Source organism: Streptomyces sp. R11 (assembly GCF_041051905.1).
Classification (GTDB): Bacteria; Actinomycetota; Actinomycetes; order Streptomycetales; family Streptomycetaceae; genus Streptomyces.
The window spans coordinates 5,982,677-5,999,770 of the sequence record NZ_CP163432.1; the positions used below are offsets into that span (position 1 = coordinate 5,982,677).

Here is a 17,094-nt window from a genome sequence, read left to right on the forward strand (position 1 = left end):
CTGCCGTGAGACACGGTTACGACGATGGGGGCGCCGTCCGGTGAGACGGCGCCCCCATCCTCGTACAGGACTCAGAACTTGTTGCGCGGCGTGATCCCCAGCGACATGCCCGAAAGGCCCCGCTGGCGGCCTCCCAGCTTCCCCGCGATCGCGCGCAGGGCCGAGCCCGCCGGGGAGTCCGGGTCCGTCAGGACGACCGGCTTGCCCTCGTCGCCGCCTTCGCGCAGGCGGACGTCGATGGGGATGCTGCCGAGGACCGGGACGTTGGTGCCCGTCGTGCGGGTGAGGCCCTCGGCGACCATCTGGCCGCCGCCCGTGCCGAAGACGTCGACCATCTCGTCGCAGTGCGGGCAGGGCAGGCCGGACATGTTCTCGACCACGCCGACGATCTTCTGGTGGGTCTGGACGGCGATGGAGCCGGCCCGCTCGGCGACCTCGGCGGCCGCCTGCTGAGGCGTGGTGACGACGAGGATCTCCGCGTTCGGGACCAGCTGGGCCACCGAGATCGCGATGTCGCCCGTGCCCGGGGGAAGGTCCAGGAGCAGGACGTCCAGGTCGCCCCAGTACACGTCCGCCAGGAACTGCTGGAGCGCGCGGTGCAGCATCGGGCCGCGCCAGACCACCGGGGCGTTGCCCGGCGTGAACATGCCGATGGAGATGACCTTCACGCCGTTCGCGGACGGCGGCATGATCATGTTCTCGACCTGGGTCGGACGCCCGTCGGCGCCCAGCATGCGCGGGACGCTGTGGCCGTAGATGTCGGCGTCCACGACGCCCACCTTGAGGCCGTCGGCCGCCATCGCCGCCGCCAGATTGACCGTCACGGACGACTTGCCGACGCCGCCCTTGCCGGAGGCGACCGCGTACACGCGGGTCAGCGAGCCCGGCTTGGCGAAGGGGACCTCGCGCTCGGCGGTGCCGCCACGCAGGGCGTTCGCCAGTTCCTTGCGCTGTTCGTCGCTCATGACGTCGAGCGTGACGTCGACGCGGGTGACGCCGTCGACGCGGGAGACGGCGTCCGTCACGCGCTGCGTGATCGTCTCGCGCATCGGGCAGCCGGAGACCGTGAGGTACACCGTGACCGCGACCGCACCGTCCGCACCGATCTCCACCGACTTGACCATCCCCAGTTCGGTGATGGGGCGGTTGATCTCGGGGTCGTTCACCGTCGCCAGCGCTTCGCGCACCGCGTCTTCCGTAGCCATAAGGACGATGGTACGGCGCGGTAGCCATGCCCGGGTAAGCCCGTCAGCGGTCGTCTACGTCACGTCCAGGAGACCGATCTGCCGGGAATACCCCGTGCTCACGGTGACCGCCGTGCCGGTGACCGTTGCCCCGCTCGTCCAGGTCCTTCAGCAGGTCCTGCAGCTCCGAGCGCATCCAGTCGCGGGTGGCCACCTCGCCCAGGCCGATGCGCAGCGCGGCGATCTCGCGGGTCAGGTACTCGGTGTCGGCGATCGACCGCTCGTTCTGCTTGCGGTCCTGCTCCAGGTTGACCCGGTCGCGGTCGTCCTGCCGGTTCTGCGCGAGCAGGATCAGCGGGGCGGCGTAGGAGGCCTGCAGGGACAGGGCCAGCGTCAGGAAGATGAACGGGTACTCGTCGAAGCGCAGATCGCCGGGTGCGGCGATGTTCCACAGCACCCACACGATGATCACGATCGTCATCCAGACGAGGAACCGTCCGGTGCCGATGAAGCGGGCGACGCGCTCCGACAGCCGTCCGAAGGCCTCCGGATCCCACTCGGGCAGGATCCGGCGGCGCGGCGGGCGGGGTTGGTCGAGGCGGGTACGGGGCGCCCGGGTGGTCGCGGTGGCGCCCGACACGACGCGCTCGCGCGTGCCCTCGCGCTCAGGAGCCATGTGCCGTCACCCCCTCGTCCGCGCCCTCGTCCAGGTGGAACTCCGTCTCCCGCCAGTCGTCGGGCAGCATGTGGTCCAGTACGTCGTCCACGGTCACCACGCCCAGCAGCGACCCGGACTCGTCGACGACGGGCGCCGCGACCATGTCGTACGTCGCGAAGAACCCGGCGACGACCGGCAGCTCCGCGTCCGGGTCCAGGGCCTCCAGAGCCTCGTCGACCATCGAGCTGACCAGCGTGTACGGCGGGTCGCGCAGCAGCCGCTGGAAGTGGACCGTACCGAGGTACTTGCCGGTCGGGGTCTCGTCGGGCGGTCGGCACACGTAGACCTGGGCGGCCAGGGCGGGGGACAGGTCGGGGTTGCGGACCCGGGCCAGGGCGTCGGCGACGGTGGCGTCGGGGCGCAGGATGACCGGCTCGGTCGTCATCAGCCCGCCGGCCGTGTGCTCCTCGTACGCCATCAGACGGCGCATGTCGGCCGCGTCCGCGGGCTGCATCAGGCTCAGCAGCCGCTCCTGGTCGTCCTCGGGGAGCTCACCGAGCAGGTCGGCCGCGTCGTCCGGGTCCATGGCCTCCAGGACGTCGGCGGCGCGCTCCTCCTTCAGCTTGCCGAGGATCTCGATCTGGTCGTCCTCGGGGAGCTCTTCGAGGACGTCGGCGAGGCGGTCGTCGTCGAGGGCCGCGGCGACCTCGGCACGGCGCTTGGGGGAGAGGTGGTGCAGGACGTTGGCGAGGTCGGCGGGGCGCAGCTGCTCGAAGGTGGCCAGGAGGCTCTCGGCGCCCTGTCCCTTCTCCTCCAGGGTGAAGCCGGTGACGGCGGACCACTCGACGGTCAGCGACTCGCCCCTGGCCCGCCGGAAGGCGCCGCTGCGCCCGCCCTTGCGGACGAACACCTTGTCGATCTCCCAGTCCCGGCGAGCCGGCAGCTGCCCGACCGACAGATCGAGGACGGTGACCTCCTCGCCGGTCTCGACGAGGGTGACGCGCCGGTCGAGCAGCTCGCCGAAGACGAGGCGCTCGGTGGGGCGCTGCTCGAAGCGTCGGACGTTGAGCACGCCGGTGGTGATGACCTGGCCGGACTCGATGCTGGTGACGCGGGTCATGGGCAGGAAGATGCGGCGCCGGGTGGAGAGTTCGACGACCAGGCCGAGCACGCGTGGCGGGCGCCGGCCGACCCGCAGCATGACGACCAGATCGCGGACCCGGCCCACCTGGTCGCCGTTCGGGTCGAACGCGGCGACGTCGGCGAGGTGCGAGACGAAGATCCGGGGAGCGCCGGCTGCCATTGCTGAGGCTCCTTTGCCTGCTGTTGCGCTTGCCGTTCGTGGACTGTGCCGCTTACCCGAATTGCCCGCTCGGGTGGGCTTCAGGCTAGCCCGTCCGGATCCGATACGCCCTGGTGAGCAGTCCGGACGGACTGGCTCCGCCTGGGCCCTGACACCCCGGTACGCTGCGGTACGCCGCTCGGGTCCCACAACAGAAAGGCAGCCCCACCTGTGCCTGCGATTCCCCAGGGTCGTATTCGCCGGGCCGCGATGCTGAGCGCCGTGTGCGCGCTGGTCGTGTCGGGAGCCGGACTGACGGGATGCAGTAGTGAGGACCCGGACGAGGGCACCAACGGGGTCGGCAAGCTGACGGCCGCCGAGATCCAGCGCAAGACCCGCAAGGCTGCCGACTCCGCCGAAGCGGTCCGCCTCGCCGGGAGCGTGGTCACCAGCGGGCGCACCTACAAGCTCGACATGCAGTTGAAGTCCGACGGCGGGACGGGGTCGGTGACCGCCCAGGGGGCCACCTTCCAGCTGCTGCGGATCGGTGAGCAGCTGTATCTGAAGGCCGACGCCGGGTTCTGGAGCGATGCGGACGGCGCCAAGACCGATGCGGCGGCGGACAAGCTGAACGGCAAGTACGTCAGGGTGCCGGAGGGTGATCCGTCGTACAAGAAGTTCAGCGGCTTCACGGACAAGGGTGTCCTGCTCGACGGCCTGTTGACGCTCCACGGCGCTCTCGCCACCGCCGGGCACCACGAGCAGGAGGGCACCCGCGTCATCCGCATCACCGGCGACAAGGGCGCCGGCGGCACCCTCGACGTCTCCCTGGAGGGCACCCCGTACCCGCTCCGCCTCACCCGTGCGGGCGGCGGGGGCACGTTGACCTTCTCGGCCTGGGGCAATGACTTCGCGCTGGAGAAGCCGGCCAAGGACGAGACGGTGGACTACGGCAAGCAGCTGCCGACGTCCTGACGGCGCTGCTCGGTAACCGCCCTGCCCGGTAGACCCGCCCGGCGGGGTAGCAGCCGCCTAGCGGTGCCGCTTCTTCTTCAGCAGCAGCCGAGGCAGCCCCGCGGGGATCGGCTGACGTGTCGTCGCCGGGGAAGGCAAGGGGGCTTCGGCCAGTGAGCCGTCGGGCAGCGGGGCGGTGCCTCCCGTCGGCACCAGGCGCAGCACCCGGCACTCGCGGGCCCAGCGGGACGGCATGGCCTCACCGTCGGGCGCGTTGAGGCGCTTGCCCTTCAGCTCGGCGACCGTCGCCTCCCACTGCTCGGAGCCCGGCGCCAGTTCCACGACCTTCGCCGACCAGGAGACCAGCCGGCCGCCCTTGTCCTTGCTGCGGACCGTCACCTCGGCCTCGGCGCCGTCGGCCAGCCCCGGCAGCGGCTGCTCGCCCGGCCCGTCGCCGACCACACAAGCCGCACCCGCGTGCCACGCGTGCCACAGCGCCCGGGCCGGGACGCCGGGTCCCCTGACCCAGATGAGGCCGGACTTCTTCGTGGCCTCCTCGACGAGGGCCTGGTCGAGCAGCTCGCTTGTCATGGCCCAAGCCTATCCAGGCGCCTGCGGCCCGGCCGGAGCCGCCGGATGGGCCGCTCCGGCTCAGAGCCAGCCGTTCCGCTTCAGCGTGCGGTGGATGCCCAGGCAGATGGCCACGGTGATGCTCATGATCACCGGGTAGCCGTACTTCCAGTGCGTCTCCGGCATGTAGTCGAAGTTCATGCCGTAGACCCCGCACACCATCGTCGGTACGGCGATGATCGCGGCCCACGAGGTGATCTTCCGCATGTCCTCGTTCTGCGCCACGGACGCCTGCGCGAGGTTGGCCTGGAGGATCGAGTTGAGGAGCTCGTCGAAGCCGATGACCTGCTCGTGCACGCGCGCGACATGGTCGGCGACGTCCCGGAAGTACTTCTGGATGTCCGGGTCGATCAGCCGCATCGGCCGCTCGCTCAGCAACTGCATGGGCCGCAGCAGCGGCGCCACGGCGCGCTTGAACTCAAGGACCTCGCGCTTGAGTTGGTAGATCCGCCCCGCGTCCGTGCCGCGCGGCGTGCCCTTGCGTCCGGGCGAGAAGACCTCGGTCTCCACCTCGTCGATGTCGTCCTGCACCGCGTCGGCGACGGCGATGTACCCGTCGACGACGTGGTCGGCGATCGCGTGCAGCACGGCCGACGGGCCCTTGGCGAGCAGTTCGGGGTCGTCCTGCAGCCGGTGCCGCAGCGCCCGCAGCGAGCCCTGCCCGCCGTGCCGGACGGTGATGAAGAAGTCCCGGCCGGTGAAGCACATGACCTCGCCGGTCTCGACGACCTCGCTGTTGGCGGTGAGTTCGTCGTGCTCGACGTAGTGGATGGTCTTGAAGACGGTGAACAGGGAGTCGTCGTAGCGCTCCAGCTTGGGGCGCTGGTGCGCCTGCACCGCGTCCTCGACGGCCAGCGGGTGCAGCCCGAACTCACTGGCGATACCCGCGAATTCGGCCTCGGTCGGCTCGTGCAGCCCGATCCACACGAACCCTCCGTCCCGCCGCACCCGGCGCATCGCCTCGTGCGGGGTCAGCGGCTGCGGGGTCTCGACGCGGGCGCCGTTGCGGTAGACGGCGCAGTCGACGACGGCTGAGGGCGTCGCGGGGTCGCGGGTGGTGTCGTACGTGCCAGCGTCCTTGCGCAGCGAGACGCGGGACGGGCGGACCACGGCACGCAGGTCGCGGATCATCGACATGAGCAAGCTCCTTCGCAACGGGCAACGAAGCGTGGAGGACCGCGGCACGGTTGGAACTGCCCGGAATGGGGACGTCCTGACTTCAGGATGTTTGGCACGTCCACAAAGCGGGGAGCACCGCACCGTCGCGGTGATGGGCTTCGTTGCTGATTCAGATCGGACAGATCAGGCAAAGCGAAACGAAGTGCTCTTCCGCGTGAGGACGCGAGCGTGAAAGGCGGCGGTCAGCCGGAGGCGGAACAGCCGAATCAGCTACATCAGCGGCGGGAAGAGCGAGTGGTACTGCACGGTCGACTTCGATCCATGACAGCCCCACCTCCTCCGGCCGGTCCCTCGTGAGGGACGATCCATACCCCGTTCGGGGTTCCCCGTAGGGGAGTCTCTATTCGGTGTCAGGACTCGATCGCGAAGCTTCTGCATGCCGTCCCGAACACCGGGCAAGAGTATCAGCCGACTGAAGTGTCAAGGCGCTCCTTTGCCCGGTACTGACGAGTTCTATGCTCGGCGCATGGCTGATGTTCTCCCTCTGGTCGAGGCCCGGTTGCGCTCCGCGCTGGGCGAACCGGACGCACGCGCGGCGGTCACCTTCCTCGGTACGGACCGCATGGAGGTGCTCCGCTTCCAGGAGGGAGACCTCGTGCGCTACGCCACACTCGGCATGTCCGCGCATCCCATGAACGACCCCACCGCGATGGTCGCCGACCCGGTCAAGGGCCCCCGCGCCGAGCTGGTGCTCTCGGTCCGCTCCGGGCTCGCCGACACCGACAAGGTGCTCCGCCCGCTCGCCGTGCTCGCCGCGTCCCCGCAGGTGGAAGGCGTGATCGTGGCTCCGGGCGCCTCGCTGGACGTCGGTGAACCGCTGTGGCCCGGAGCCCCGTTCACCTCGGTCCTGGTAGCCGAGCCGGGTGGCCTGGTCGAGGACCTGGAACTCGACGAGCCGGCCGACCCGGTGCACTTCCTGCCGCTGCTCCCCATGACCCCGAACGAGGCCGCGTGGAAGCGGGTGCACGGCGCCCAGGCCCTCCAGGAGCGCTGGCTGACGAACGGGACGGACCTCCGGGATCCCGCCCGAACGTCAGTCCCGCTGGACTGACCGCCGGGTGAGCAACCTCACCAACCGGTGGCCGAAAAGCGTCAGTTGGCGAACATGGTCACGCTGTCCTCGGTGGCGTGCGCCGGCGCCGGCTCCTCGGCTTCGTGCGCCAGTGACTGCCGCCGCACGACGACCACGAGCGAGCCCAGTACGGCCGTGGCGGCCGCCACCACGAACGGGACGCGGAGGCTGCCGGTCCACTCCTCGATCCTGGGCGCGAAGTAGGGCGCGGCAGCCGCCGCGAACCACCGCACGAAGTTGTAGCCCGCGCTCGCCACGGGGCGGGGCGCGTCGGAGACGCCGAGCGCCAGCTCCGTGTAGACGGTGTTGTTCACGCCGATGAACGCGCCGGACAGGATCGTGCAGACGACGGCGGTGGTGTGGTCGCCGTAGCCGAGGACGAGCACGTCCACGGCCAGCAGTACCAGTGAGCCGCCGAGCACCTTCAGCGAGCCGAACCGCTTCTGCAGGCGCGGCGCCACGATCACCGAGAACACGGCGAGCAGCAGACCCCAGGTGAAGAACACCGCGCCCGACCGGTACGGGCTCATGTTCAGCACGAACGGGGTGAAGGCCAGCACGGTGAAGAACGTGTAGTTGTAGAAGAACGCCGAGACCGCCGCGGACGCGAGGCCGCCGTGGCCGAGGGCCCTGATCGGGTCCAGCAGCGAGGTCTTGCGGGCCGGCTTCGGCTGCTCCTTCAGGAACGCCGCGATGCACAGGAAGCCGACCGCCATCAGGGCGGCCGTACCGAAGAACGGGTAGCGCCAGCTGGCGTCCCCGAGCAGCGCCCCCAGCAGCGGCCCGCATGCCATGCCGAGGCCGAGAGCGGACTCGTACAGCAGGATCGCCGCCGCGCTGCCGCCGGCTGCCGCGCCGACGATGACGGCGAGGGCGGTCGAGACGAAGAGCGCGTTGCCGAGCCCCCAGCCCGCCCGGAACCCGACCAGCTCGCCGACCGATCCGGACGTGCCCGCGAGCCCGGCGAAGACGATCACGAACGCGAGGCCGAGCAGCAGGGTCTTGCGGCCGCCGATGCGGCTGGAGACGAATCCGGTGACCAGCATCGCCACGGCGGTGATGAGGAAGTACGAGGTGAACAGCAGGGAGACCTGGCCGGCGGTGGCGTGCAGGCCGCCGGCGATGGACGGCAGGATCGGGTCGACGAGCCCGATGCCCATGAAGGCCACGACGGAGGCGCCGGCAGTCGCCCACACGGCCCTCGGCTGCCGCAGGATGCTGCCCGCTCCCGCGTCGAAGGGGTCCATTGCGTTCTCCAATCCGGACTGAGGCAGGTGGCCGATACACAGAGTATGTTAGCTAGTCTAATTAATGCAAGCTACATCTATATTTGGTCGACGCGGGTTCCGTCCGGACGGGTGATCGTCCTTGACGTGACGCGGAAGGGGTAGGACCGTGGGGGCCTATGAGGGGCGAACCCAGTTGCCCGAAGTGTGGTGGCCGGGTCAGGGCTCCCGGACTCTTCGCCGACACCTGGCAGTGCGATGTGCACGGCACCGTGCACCCGGTGCAGCCCGTGATCCCGCCCAGCGTCGAGGCCCTCGGTGTGGTCGTGCATCGCACGCACGTGCCGGTGTGGATGCCGTGGCCGCTGCCGATCGGCTGGCTGTTCACCGGCGTCATCAGCGCGGGCGACGACCGCAGTGGCGGCCGTGCGACCGCCGTGGCCTGCTCCGGACCCGGTCCGCTGGGCGGCATGGGTGAGCTGATCCTGGTCGCCGAGGAACTCGGCGTCGGCCTCGGCGCGCGCTATGCGGGCATCGACGGTCCGGACCCGGGGCAGTACATGAACGTCGAGAAGCCACCCCAGGCCAAGGTCCTCGCCGCCGGCCGCCCGACCCCGCTGTGGCATGTCTCCGGCACCCCCGACGACCGCGCCGTCTTCGCCGGTGAGGCGCTCGGGATGTGGCTGTGGGCGGTCGTGTGGCCGGAGCAGTCGGGGTTGCTCATGTACGACGAGCTGGTGCTGACGGATCTGCGGGATGCGGGGGCCGAGGTGGAGCTGGTGCCCTGCGGGGCGTTGTCGCCGCGCTTGCTTGAGCCGTAGCGTCCACCGGGGGGCGGGTGGTGTTGAGCGGGGCCCCGGGTGGCTCATGGCTCGTCGCGCGGTTCCCCGTGCCCCTGAGGGGCGTGCGTGTAGGGGGTGCTTGCACTGTGCGGGTGTGACAGGGGTCGTTGAAAGTGCGGTTATCCTTGAGCGTCCCCTTCCGTGCCATCAGTGACTGGAGTTCGCGTCGTGCGTATCGATCTGCACACCCACTCCACCGCTTCCGACGGCACGGACACCCCCGCCGAGCTGGTGCGCAACGCCGCCGCGGCCGGGCTGGACGTCGTGGCGCTCACCGATCACGACAGCACCCGCGGATACGCCGAGGCCATCGCCGCGCTGGCGGAGGGGCTCACCCTCGTCACCGGCGCCGAGCTGTCCTGCCGTATCGACGGCATCAGCATGCACATGCTGGCCTACCTCTTCGACCCCGAGGAGCCGGCGCTGCTCGCCGAGCGGGAGCTGGTGCGCGACGACCGGGTGCCCCGGGCCCAGGGCATGGTCGCCAAGCTCAATGAGCTGGGCGTGCCCGTCACCTGGGAGCAGGTGCTGCGGATCGCCGGTGAGGGTTCGGTCGGGCGGCCGCACGTCGCCTCCGCGCTGGTCGAGCTCGGAGTCGTACCGACCGTGGGCGACGCCTTCACCGAGGACTGGCTGGCCGACGGCGGCCGGGCCTTCGTGGAGAAGCACGAGACCGACCCGTTCGAGGCGATCCGACTGATCAAGGCCGCGGGCGGCGTCGCCGTCTTCGCGCACCCCGCCGCGAGCAAGCGGGGCCGTACGGTGCCGGAGTCCGCGATCGCGGACCTGGCCGCGGCCGGGCTCGACGGCATCGAGGTCGACCACATGGACCACGACTCCGACACGCGGGCGCGGCTGCGCGGGCTCGCCAAGGAGCTCGGGCTGCTGACGACCGGGTCCAGCGACTACCACGGCAGCCGCAAGACGTGCGTGCTCGGCGAGTACACGACGGACCCCGAGGTGTACGGCGAGATCACGCGGCGGGCCACCGGGGCGTTTCCCGTGCCGGGGACCGGCGGGGTCTGAGGCTCACCCCGTCACCGCTTCACCCCGTCACACCCTCACTCCCGCGTCCCGTTCGCTCCGTTTCTCTGCAAGGCACCCATGTTCGACCTCGCCGTCTTCGGCTCCCTCTTCCTGACCCTCTTCGTCATCATGGATCCCCCCGGGATCACCCCGATCTTCCTCGCGCTCACCTCCGGCCGGCCGGCCAAGGTGCAGAGGCGGATGGCCTTCCAGGCCGTCTGTGTGGCGGGCGGTGTGATCACGGTCTTCGGGCTCCTCGGCCATCAGATCCTCAACTATCTGCACGTCTCCGTCCCCGCGCTGATGATCGCGGGCGGGCTGCTGCTCCTGCTGATCGCGCTCGACCTGCTCACCGGCAAGACGGACGAGCCCAAGCAGACCAAGGACGTGAACGTCGCCCTCGTCCCGCTGGGTATGCCGCTGCTCGCCGGACCGGGTGCGATCGTGTCGGTCATCCTCGCCGTGCAGAAGGCCGACAGCGTCGCCATGCAGGCGTCGGTGTGGACGGCGATCCTCGCCATCCATGTCGTGCTGTGGCTCGTGATGCGGTACTCGCTGCTGATCATCAGGGTCATCAAGGACGGCGGCGTGGTCCTGGTGACGCGGCTCGCGGGCATGATGCTGTCGGCGATCGCGGTGCAGCAGATCATCAACGGCGTCACCCAGGTGATCCAGGGCGCCTGAGCCCCTCGGAAGCGCTGCTCGAAGCGCTGCCGGATGCGCGAAGCCCCCGTACGGCGTCAGTGCCGTACGGGGGCTTCGAAGCTGCTGCGGTGATCCGCGTCTGTTATGAGGCCGTGGTCTCGGCCGGTCGGATCCACAGCCGCTGTCCGGTGGCGGCAGCCTGCTGAACGATCCGGTTGACGGAGGCGGCGTCCACGACGGTGCTGTCCACGGGCGTACCGTCGAACTCGTCGAGGCGCATGATTTCGAAGCGCAAGGGCTTCTCCCTTCGTCTGGTCATCCTCCTGAGGAGAACTGAGGAGAACTACTTGGTTACACACGTATGCAACGTGCTTCGTGTTACAAACATTCCCTACGCTAAAGAAATTTTTCGAACGTCTAACTACTGACCGGTAAACGGTCGTCCAGAGATCAAGGCGGGACTGACCGGGACCGGTTGTGTTCGCAGCGTGACCGCCGGGACAATGGTGGCGATGAACGACGACCTCGCGGCGCTCGGCGCCCGCATCGACCGCACCAACGAGCTGCTGCAACGCATGCTCGCCGAGGTGGCGAAGACGCCCTCGACCCATGCGATCTTCGTCGACGCGGGCTATCTCTACGCGGCCGCGGGACGGCTGGTCGCCGGGACGGAGGACCGCAGGGCCTTCGATGTGGACGCCGAGGGGCTGATCGAGGCGCTCATCGACCGGGCACGCACGATCTTCGCGGACAGCAGGCTGCTGCGGGTCTACTGGTACGACGGCGCCCGGCGCCGCATCCATACCGCGGAACAGCAGTCGATCGCCGAGCTCCCCGACGTGAAGGTGCGGCTGGGGAACCTCAACGCCAACAACCAGCAAAAGGGCGTCGACTCACTGATCAGGACCGACCTGGAGTCCCTGGCCAGGCACCGCGCCATCAGCGACGCGGCCCTGCTCGGCGGTGACGAGGACCTGGTGTCGGCGGTCGAGGCCGCGCAGGGGTACGGGGCGCGGGTGCACCTGTGGGGCATCGAGGCGCCGGAAGGCCGTAACCAGGCCGAGCCCCTGCTCTGGGAGGTCGACAGCCAGCGCACTCTCGACCTCGATTTCTTCAAGCCCTACGTCTCCCGGCGCACGGCCGCCGCATACGAGGCGGCGGGAGCCCGGCCGACGCGGGAGGACGTCCGGTTCGTCGGCGCCCAGATCGCGGCGAAGTGGCTCGCGGCGCGGGGGCGGGAGTCGCTCGTGGAACTGCTGCCCGGGCATCCGTATCTGCCCGGGTCCGTCGACCAGGACCTGCTGGTGGAGGCCGAAGGGCTGTTGCAGTACTCCCTGCGCGGCCAGGCGGATCTGCGGCGGGCGCTGCGGGACGGGTTCTGGGAGCACCTTCAGGCGCAGTACTAGACCAGGGCGGTACCAGGCCAGGCGCGGTACCAGGCCGGGCGCATGCCGGACCAGGCGCCGTACTAGACCCGAGGGCCGGCCCCGTCGACGGTGTCCCAGAAGTCGGCGACGGCCTCGGAGGTGCGCAGGGGCTGGTCGGCGTTGGGGGAGTGCTCGGCGCCGGGGATGACGGTGCGGCGGGCGTTCAGCCGTGCGGCCATGTCGTCGAGGAGCGGGACCGGCCAGGTGTCGTCGCTCGCGCCCGACAGGACATGGAACGGAAGCGGGAGGGCCGCGAGTTCGTCCACGCGGTCCGGCTCCGTGGTCAACTGGCGTCCAGTGGCGAGGAGTTGAGCGGGCTTCGTGCCGAGCCAGCGGCGCCGCAGCAGGTCCGGTCCGCCGATGCCGCGCGCCGGCCCACCGACCTCCTCGGGCGGCCCCATCGCGAGGATCGCCTCCCAGGTCTCGGCCATGGTCATCACCGCGAGCGCGTCCCGCAGCAGCTTCACGCGCTGCTGCTGGGAGTCGGAGATCTGGGCGGGGCCCGACGCCATGAGGGTGAGCGAGCTGAACGGGGTGTGGTCGAGCAGGACGGCCGCGCGGGCGATCTGACCGCCGAGGGAGTGGCCGAAGAGGTGGAGAGGGGCGTCGAGAGTGCCGAGGGCCGCCACCTGGGCGAGGACGTCCCGGGCCAACTCGCCTCGCGCGTACGGCGCTTCGTCGCGCTCCGGACCGTCCGACTCGTGCTGGCCCCGCCCGTCGACGGCGATCGTCCGGTAGCCGCGCGCCGCGAGCGGCTCGTGCATCAGCGTGAAGTCCTCCTTGCTGCCCGTGAACCCGGGAAGCAGCAGGGCGACACCTCGGACCTCGACGCCGGGAGCGGCGGGGGAGTCGACGGCGGCGAAGGTGCCGCGGGAGGTGTGGAGGGGGTAGGCGCGGGCGTTCGGGGGCGGCGTGAAGGCGGGTTGGGTGGTCACGGGGGGAGGGTAGCGGGTGGGCCGTAGGACCCCCACGGGTCGGTCCGGGAAAGCCGACGGCCCGGCCCCGCGCGAGGCGGGACCGGGCCCTCGTACGGGAGATCAGCTCTCCGCGGGCTCCGCGGCGGCCGTGGCCTTGCGGGCACGGCGCACCTTGGGCTTGGCCTCGGCCGCGCCGTCGGCGGCCTCCACGGTGGCCGTGGCCTTGCGGGTACGGCGACGCGGCGCGGGCGCCTCGGTGGCCTTCGGCTCAGCAGTGGCCTTCGGCTCCTGCGTGGCCTGGGCCGGGATCTCGGCGGCCGGGGCGGCCGACGCCGCGGTCTTGCGGGTGCGGCGCGCCTTGGGCTTGGCCTCGGCGGCCTCGGCCGTGTCGACGGCAGCCTCCGCAGCGGCAGTCGCCTTGCGGGTCCGGCGGGGCTTGGCCTCGGCGGCTTCCGGCTCGGTGACGGCCGCGGCAGCCTTGCGCGTACGACGCGGCTTCGCCTCCGTGCCCTCGGCCGTGTCCACGGCGGCCTCGGCGGTGGCGGTGGCCTTGCGGGTGCGACGCGCCTTGGGCTTGGCCTCGACGGCCTCCGCCGTGTCGACGGCGGCCTCCGCAGCGGCGGCGGCTGTCTTGCGGGTGCGGCGCGGCTTGGCCTCGGCGGCCTCCGGCTCCTGGGCGGTCTGGGCCGGGATCTCGGCGGCCGACGCCGCGGTCTTGCGGGTGCGGCGCGCCTTCGGCTTGTCCTCGACGGCCTCGGCCGTGTCGACGACGGCTTCGGCCGCAGCCGTTGCCTTACGGGTCCGGCGGCGCGGCTGGGTCTCCGCTGCCTCCGGGGTCTCCGGCGCAGCCTCGGCCGTGTCCACGGCGGTCTCCGCCGTTGCCTTACGGGTGCGGCGGCGCGGCTTGGTGGCGGGGGCCTCGTCGGCCACCGCGACCTGGTCGGCGGCAGGAGCGGCAGCGGGCTCGGACGCCTGCACGGCCTCCGCGATCTGCGTGGTCTCCGGCTCCGGCGTCACCGCGGCCTGAGCCGAAGTCGCCTTCGGCTCCGCCGACTTGCGGGTCCGACGGCGGCGCGGCTTCGCCGGCGTCTCCTCGGCGGAGTCCAGGGACGGGCCCTGAGCCGTCGTGACGGCCGCCTCTGCGGCGTCCGCGGGCTCGGAGGCCGAGGACGTGGCCGCCACGGCCTGCTCCGGCGTCGCCCCACTGCGGGTGCGGCGACGGCGGCGCGGGGTGCGAGGCTCGGTGACGGACTCCGCCGTGGTGGCCCCGGCGGTCTCCTCCGGAGCACCGGAACCGACGGCGGGCGCCGACGTCTCGTCCAGCGTTGCTCCGCCGCGCGTGCGACGGCGACGACGCGGCGTCCGCGCCGGGCGCTCGCGCTCCGACGAGGACGAGGACGAGCGGGACTCGTCCCGGCCGCCTCGGCCACCGCGACCGCGCGCACCGCGCCCGCCGGTCTCGCCGAGGTCCTCCAGCTCCTCCGCCCCGAGCCCGGCGCGCGTACGCTCCGAGCGCGGCAAAACACCCTTGGTGCCTGCGGGGATGCTCAGTTCCTCGAAGAGGTGCGGGGACGTGGAGTACGTCTCCGGCGGGTCGTTGAAGTTCAGCTCCAGCGCCTTGTTGATCAGCTGCCAGCGCGGGATGTCGTCCCAGTCGACGAGGGTGATCGCGATGCCCTTCGCACCCGCGCGGCCCGTACGGCCGATGCGGTGCAGGTACGTCTTCTCCTCTTCCGGCGACTGGTAGTTGATGACGTGGGTCACGCCCTCGACATCGATACCGCGCGCGGCGACGTCGGTGCAGACGAGGACATCCACCTTGCCGTTGCGGAAGGCGCGCAGTGCCTGCTCGCGGGCGCCCTGGCCGAGGTCGCCGTGGACCGCGCCGGCGGCGAAGCCGCGCTGCTGGAGCTGGTCGGCGAGATCGGCCGCCGTGCGCTTCGTACGGCAGAAGACCATGGCCAGTCCCCGGCCGTCGGCCTGCAGTATGCGCGCGACCATCTCGGGCTTGTCCATGTTGTGCGCGCGGTAGACGAACTGCGCGGTGTTCGCGACCGTCGCGCCCTCGTCGTCCGGCGCGGTGGCGCGGATGTGGGTGGGCTGCGACATGTAGCGGCGCGCGAGGCCGATGACCGCGCCCGGCATGGTCGCCGAGAACAGCATGGTCTGGCGGCGGGCCGGCAGCATGTTGATGATCTTCTCGACGTCGGGCAGGAAGCCCAGGTCGAGCATCTCGTCGGCCTCGTCGAGGACGAGCGCCTTGATGTGCTTGAGGTTGAGTTTCTTCTGGCCCGCGAGGTCCAGCAGTCGGCCCGGGGTGCCGACGATCACGTCGACGCCCTTCTTCAGGGCCTCGACCTGGGGCTCGTAGGCCCGGCCGCCGTAGATCGCGAGGACGCGGACGTTACGCACCTTGCCCGCGGTGAGCAGGTCGTTGGTGACCTGCGTGCACAGCTCGCGGGTGGGGACGACGACGAGCGCCTGCGGGGCGTCGGTGAGGGCCTCGGGCTTGGCGCGCCCGGCCTCCACGTCGGCGGGGACGGTGACGCGCTCGAGGAGCGGGAGACCGAAGCCCAGCGTCTTGCCGGTGCCGGTCTTGGCCTGGCCGATGACGTCCGTGCCGGAGAGGGCGACGGGGAGGGTCATCTCCTGGATGGGGAAGGGGTTGATGATGCCGACGGCCTCAAGGGCCTCGGCGGTCTCGGGAAGGATTCCGAGCTCTCGGAAAGTCGTAGTCAGGGTGCTGCCTCTTCTGTGTACGCGGTGCGAGGCGAGCGCGGGGGTCTTGACGGACCGTGCCGGGACGTCGGCTGCCATACGGCTTGGCCGTAGGACACGGGACCACTGCCGACGCTCTAGCGCTCGTACCGCTGAGGGTGTCCCTCCGGTCGTCGTACGCATCTGTGCCGTACGAGCGGGGAGGGCTGTCGGGTCGGAGCCGATCGGGCCACCGACCGGGCATCCTCATAACGTGCGGCCCGTCGAATACATCAGAGTACTCAGCGGGCGCATTACCACCATACCCTGGAAACGCGCACATGCGATGGCCGAATTGGTCACGTAGTCGGCGTCACAGTGATTGACCAGGGACTTCCGTGGCGTGGAGAGCGGGCTATTGTGCGCTTCATGACGACGCCTGACAACACGCCCGACGCCTCCGACACCGCTGCCTCCGCCGTCGAGACCGGCGGCACCGTCGCACACACCGGGGTCGCCGCCCAGGACTGGGCGCAGGCCTCCGCCGATCCGCAGTACCGGGCCGCCGTCGTGGACCTGCTCGGCGCGCTTGCCTACGGGGAGCTGGCGGCGTTCGAGCGGCTCGCGGAGGACGCCAAGCTGGCGCCGACGCTGGCGGACAAGGCGGAGCTGGCCAAGATGGCGTCGGCCGAGTTCCACCACTACGAGAAGCTGCGGGACCGGCTCACCGAGATCGGCGCCGAGCCCACGCAGGCGATGGAGCCCTTCGTCGCCGCGCTGGACGGCTTCCACAAGCAGACGGCGCCCTCGGACTGGCTGGAGGGGCTGGTCAAGGCGTACGTCGGTGACTCGATCGCCAGTGACTTCTACCGGGAGGTCGCCGCGCGGCTCGACTCGGACTCGCGGGGGCTCGTGCTGGCCGTGCTCGACGACACCGGGCACGCGTCGTTCGCCGTGGAGAAGGTGCGCGCCGCCATCGACGCGGATCCGCGTGTGGGCGGACGGCTCGCGTTGTGGGCCCGGCGTCTGATGGGGGAGGCGCTGTCGCAGTCCCAGCGGGTCGTCGCCGACCGGGACGCGCTGTCCACGATGCTCGTGGGTGGGGTCGCGGACGGGTTCGATCTTGCCGAGGTCGGGAAGATGTTCTCGCGGATCACCGAGGCGCACACCAAGCGGATGGCTGCGCTGGGGTTGGCGGCGTAGGCGCCGCGCCCCGCGTGTTGGGGGCCTGCGGCCCCCAGACACCCGCTTCGGCCCTCGACCGCTTCGGCCCTCGACGGGCCTTGCCTTCATGCGCCGAACGGGCGAACTCTTCCGGCCGGCGCCTGCAAGCGTCCGTCGGCCTTCGGAGGGCG

General features: G+C 70.9%; 16 protein-coding genes. 7 read left to right on the plus strand and 9 right to left on the minus strand.

The features are described 5' to 3' along the window. Positions 1-71: 71 nt before the first annotated feature. The 3 genes from AB5J55_RS27780 to AB5J55_RS27790 are packed head-to-tail and all read right to left on the minus strand — an operon-like array spanning position 72 to position 3,145. Entirely contained in the window at positions 72-1,205 is a 1,134-nt protein-coding gene (locus AB5J55_RS27780; protein ID WP_369273245.1) for an Mrp/NBP35 family ATP-binding protein, read from the minus strand. 43 nt (positions 1,206-1,248) lie between these two features. Next, entirely contained in the window at positions 1,249-1,860 is a 612-nt protein-coding gene (locus AB5J55_RS27785; RefSeq protein ID WP_369273246.1) for a DUF1003 domain-containing protein, read from the minus strand. Then, positions 1,850-3,145 carry a CBS domain-containing protein gene (locus AB5J55_RS27790; RefSeq protein ID WP_369273247.1) on the minus strand — a complete coding sequence of 432 codons (1,296 nt, stop codon included), beginning with the start codon at positions 3,143-3,145 and terminating at the stop codon, positions 1,850-1,852. Before AB5J55_RS27790 ends, AB5J55_RS27785 begins: the two co-directional genes overlap by 11 nt. Positions 3,146-3,355: 210 nt before the next feature. Here AB5J55_RS27790 and AB5J55_RS27795 point away from each other — a divergent pair, with 210 nt between their 5' ends. Continuing rightward, a complete protein-coding gene (locus AB5J55_RS27795) occupies positions 3,356-4,099 on the plus strand; it encodes a hypothetical protein (RefSeq protein ID WP_369273248.1) in 744 nt (247 codons plus the stop codon). 57 nt (positions 4,100-4,156) lie between these two features. Here the strand turns inward: AB5J55_RS27795 and AB5J55_RS27800 are convergent, their stop codons facing one another. Together AB5J55_RS27800 and AB5J55_RS27805 are read right to left on the minus strand one after the other, a co-directional pair. Continuing rightward, positions 4,157-4,669, minus strand: a complete 513-nt coding sequence (locus AB5J55_RS27800) for a hypothetical protein (protein WP_369273249.1) — start codon at positions 4,667-4,669, stop codon at positions 4,157-4,159. A gap of 60 nt (positions 4,670-4,729) precedes the next feature. Further along, entirely contained in the window at positions 4,730-5,845 is a 1,116-nt protein-coding gene (locus AB5J55_RS27805) for a magnesium and cobalt transport protein CorA (protein ID WP_369273250.1), read from the minus strand. A 508-nt stretch (positions 5,846-6,353) separates the two neighbouring features. Between AB5J55_RS27805 and AB5J55_RS27810 the strand changes: the two genes are divergently transcribed. Next, on the plus strand, positions 6,354-6,938 hold the full coding sequence (locus AB5J55_RS27810) for a suppressor of fused domain protein (protein WP_369273251.1): 585 nt from the start codon (positions 6,354-6,356) through the stop codon (positions 6,936-6,938). 41 nt (positions 6,939-6,979) lie between these two features. On the opposite strand, the gene AB5J55_RS27815 is transcribed toward AB5J55_RS27810, so the two are convergent. Beyond that, the gene (locus AB5J55_RS27815) at positions 6,980-8,206 is read right to left on the minus strand and encodes an MFS transporter (RefSeq protein WP_369273252.1); all 1,227 of its coding nucleotides are present in this window, start codon (positions 8,204-8,206) and stop codon (positions 6,980-6,982) included. Between the two features lie 158 nt (positions 8,207-8,364). Here AB5J55_RS27815 and AB5J55_RS27820 point away from each other — a divergent pair, with 158 nt between their 5' ends. The 3 genes from AB5J55_RS27820 (at position 8,365) to AB5J55_RS27830 (ending at position 10,737) form a co-directional block, all read left to right on the plus strand. Continuing rightward, the gene (locus tag AB5J55_RS27820; protein WP_369273253.1) at positions 8,365-9,006 is read left to right on the plus strand and encodes a DUF6758 family protein; all 642 of its coding nucleotides are present in this window, start codon (positions 8,365-8,367) and stop codon (positions 9,004-9,006) included. A 189-nt stretch (positions 9,007-9,195) separates the two neighbouring features. Further along, positions 9,196-10,053, plus strand: a complete 858-nt coding sequence (locus AB5J55_RS27825) for a PHP domain-containing protein (RefSeq protein ID WP_369273254.1) — start codon at positions 9,196-9,198, stop codon at positions 10,051-10,053. Positions 10,054-10,131: 78 nt separating this feature from the next. Beyond that, positions 10,132-10,737 (plus strand): MarC family protein, encoded by a 606-nt coding sequence (locus tag AB5J55_RS27830; RefSeq protein WP_369273255.1) that lies wholly within the window; start codon positions 10,132-10,134, stop codon positions 10,735-10,737. Between the two features lie 103 nt (positions 10,738-10,840). Here AB5J55_RS27830 and AB5J55_RS27835 read toward each other — a convergent pair whose 3' ends face one another. Further along, positions 10,841-10,993 carry a hypothetical protein gene (locus AB5J55_RS27835; RefSeq protein ID WP_093747204.1) on the minus strand — a complete coding sequence of 51 codons (153 nt, stop codon included), beginning with the start codon at positions 10,991-10,993 and terminating at the stop codon, positions 10,841-10,843. Positions 10,994-11,210: 217 nt separating this feature from the next. On the opposite strand from AB5J55_RS27835, the gene AB5J55_RS27840 reads away from it, so the two are divergent. Next, complete coding sequence (locus AB5J55_RS27840; protein WP_369273256.1) at positions 11,211-12,104, plus strand: NYN domain-containing protein; 894 nt, start codon at positions 11,211-11,213, stop codon at positions 12,102-12,104. Positions 12,105-12,166: 62 nt separating this feature from the next. On the opposite strand, the gene AB5J55_RS27845 is transcribed toward AB5J55_RS27840, so the two are convergent. Together AB5J55_RS27845 and AB5J55_RS27850 are read right to left on the minus strand one after the other, a co-directional pair. Continuing rightward, positions 12,167-13,060, minus strand: coding sequence for an alpha/beta fold hydrolase (locus AB5J55_RS27845; protein ID WP_369273257.1), 894 nt, complete (start codon positions 13,058-13,060; stop codon positions 12,167-12,169). A 102-nt stretch (positions 13,061-13,162) separates the two neighbouring features. Further along, positions 13,163-15,859: a DEAD/DEAH box helicase gene (locus AB5J55_RS27850; RefSeq protein WP_369273258.1), complete on the minus strand. Its 2,697-nt coding sequence runs from the start codon at positions 15,857-15,859 to the stop codon at positions 13,163-13,165. 300 nt (positions 15,860-16,159) lie between these two features. Here AB5J55_RS27850 and AB5J55_RS27855 point away from each other — a divergent pair, with 300 nt between their 5' ends. Further along, the gene (locus tag AB5J55_RS27855) at positions 16,160-16,942 is read left to right on the plus strand and encodes a ferritin-like fold-containing protein (protein WP_369273259.1); all 783 of its coding nucleotides are present in this window, start codon (positions 16,160-16,162) and stop codon (positions 16,940-16,942) included. The last annotated feature ends 152 nt before the right edge of the window (positions 16,943-17,094 follow it).

Coding starts and splice junctions, on each gene's coding strand:
- AB5J55_RS27790 (WP_369273247.1), bottom strand. CDS start 3,145: ATGGCAGCCGGCGCTCCCCGGATCTTCGTCTCGCACCTCGCCGACGTC.
- AB5J55_RS27830 (WP_369273255.1), top strand. CDS start 10,132: ATGTTCGACCTCGCCGTCTTCGGCTCCCTCTTCCTGACCCTCTTCGTC.
- AB5J55_RS27840 (WP_369273256.1), top strand. CDS start 11,211: ATGAACGACGACCTCGCGGCGCTCGGCGCCCGCATCGACCGCACCAAC.
- AB5J55_RS27785 (WP_369273246.1), bottom strand. CDS start 1,860: ATGGCTCCTGAGCGCGAGGGCACGCGCGAGCGCGTCGTGTCGGGCGCC.
- AB5J55_RS27800 (WP_369273249.1), bottom strand. CDS start 4,669: ATGACAAGCGAGCTGCTCGACCAGGCCCTCGTCGAGGAGGCCACGAAG.
- AB5J55_RS27815 (WP_369273252.1), bottom strand. CDS start 8,206: ATGGACCCCTTCGACGCGGGAGCGGGCAGCATCCTGCGGCAGCCGAGG.
- AB5J55_RS27805 (WP_369273250.1), bottom strand. CDS start 5,845: ATGTCGATGATCCGCGACCTGCGTGCCGTGGTCCGCCCGTCCCGCGTC.
- AB5J55_RS27850 (WP_369273258.1), bottom strand. CDS start 15,859: ATGGCAGCCGACGTCCCGGCACGGTCCGTCAAGACCCCCGCGCTCGCC.
- AB5J55_RS27810 (WP_369273251.1), top strand. CDS start 6,354: ATGGCTGATGTTCTCCCTCTGGTCGAGGCCCGGTTGCGCTCCGCGCTG.
- AB5J55_RS27820 (WP_369273253.1), top strand. CDS start 8,365: ATGAGGGGCGAACCCAGTTGCCCGAAGTGTGGTGGCCGGGTCAGGGCT.
- AB5J55_RS27780 (WP_369273245.1), bottom strand. CDS start 1,205: ATGGCTACGGAAGACGCGGTGCGCGAAGCGCTGGCGACGGTGAACGAC.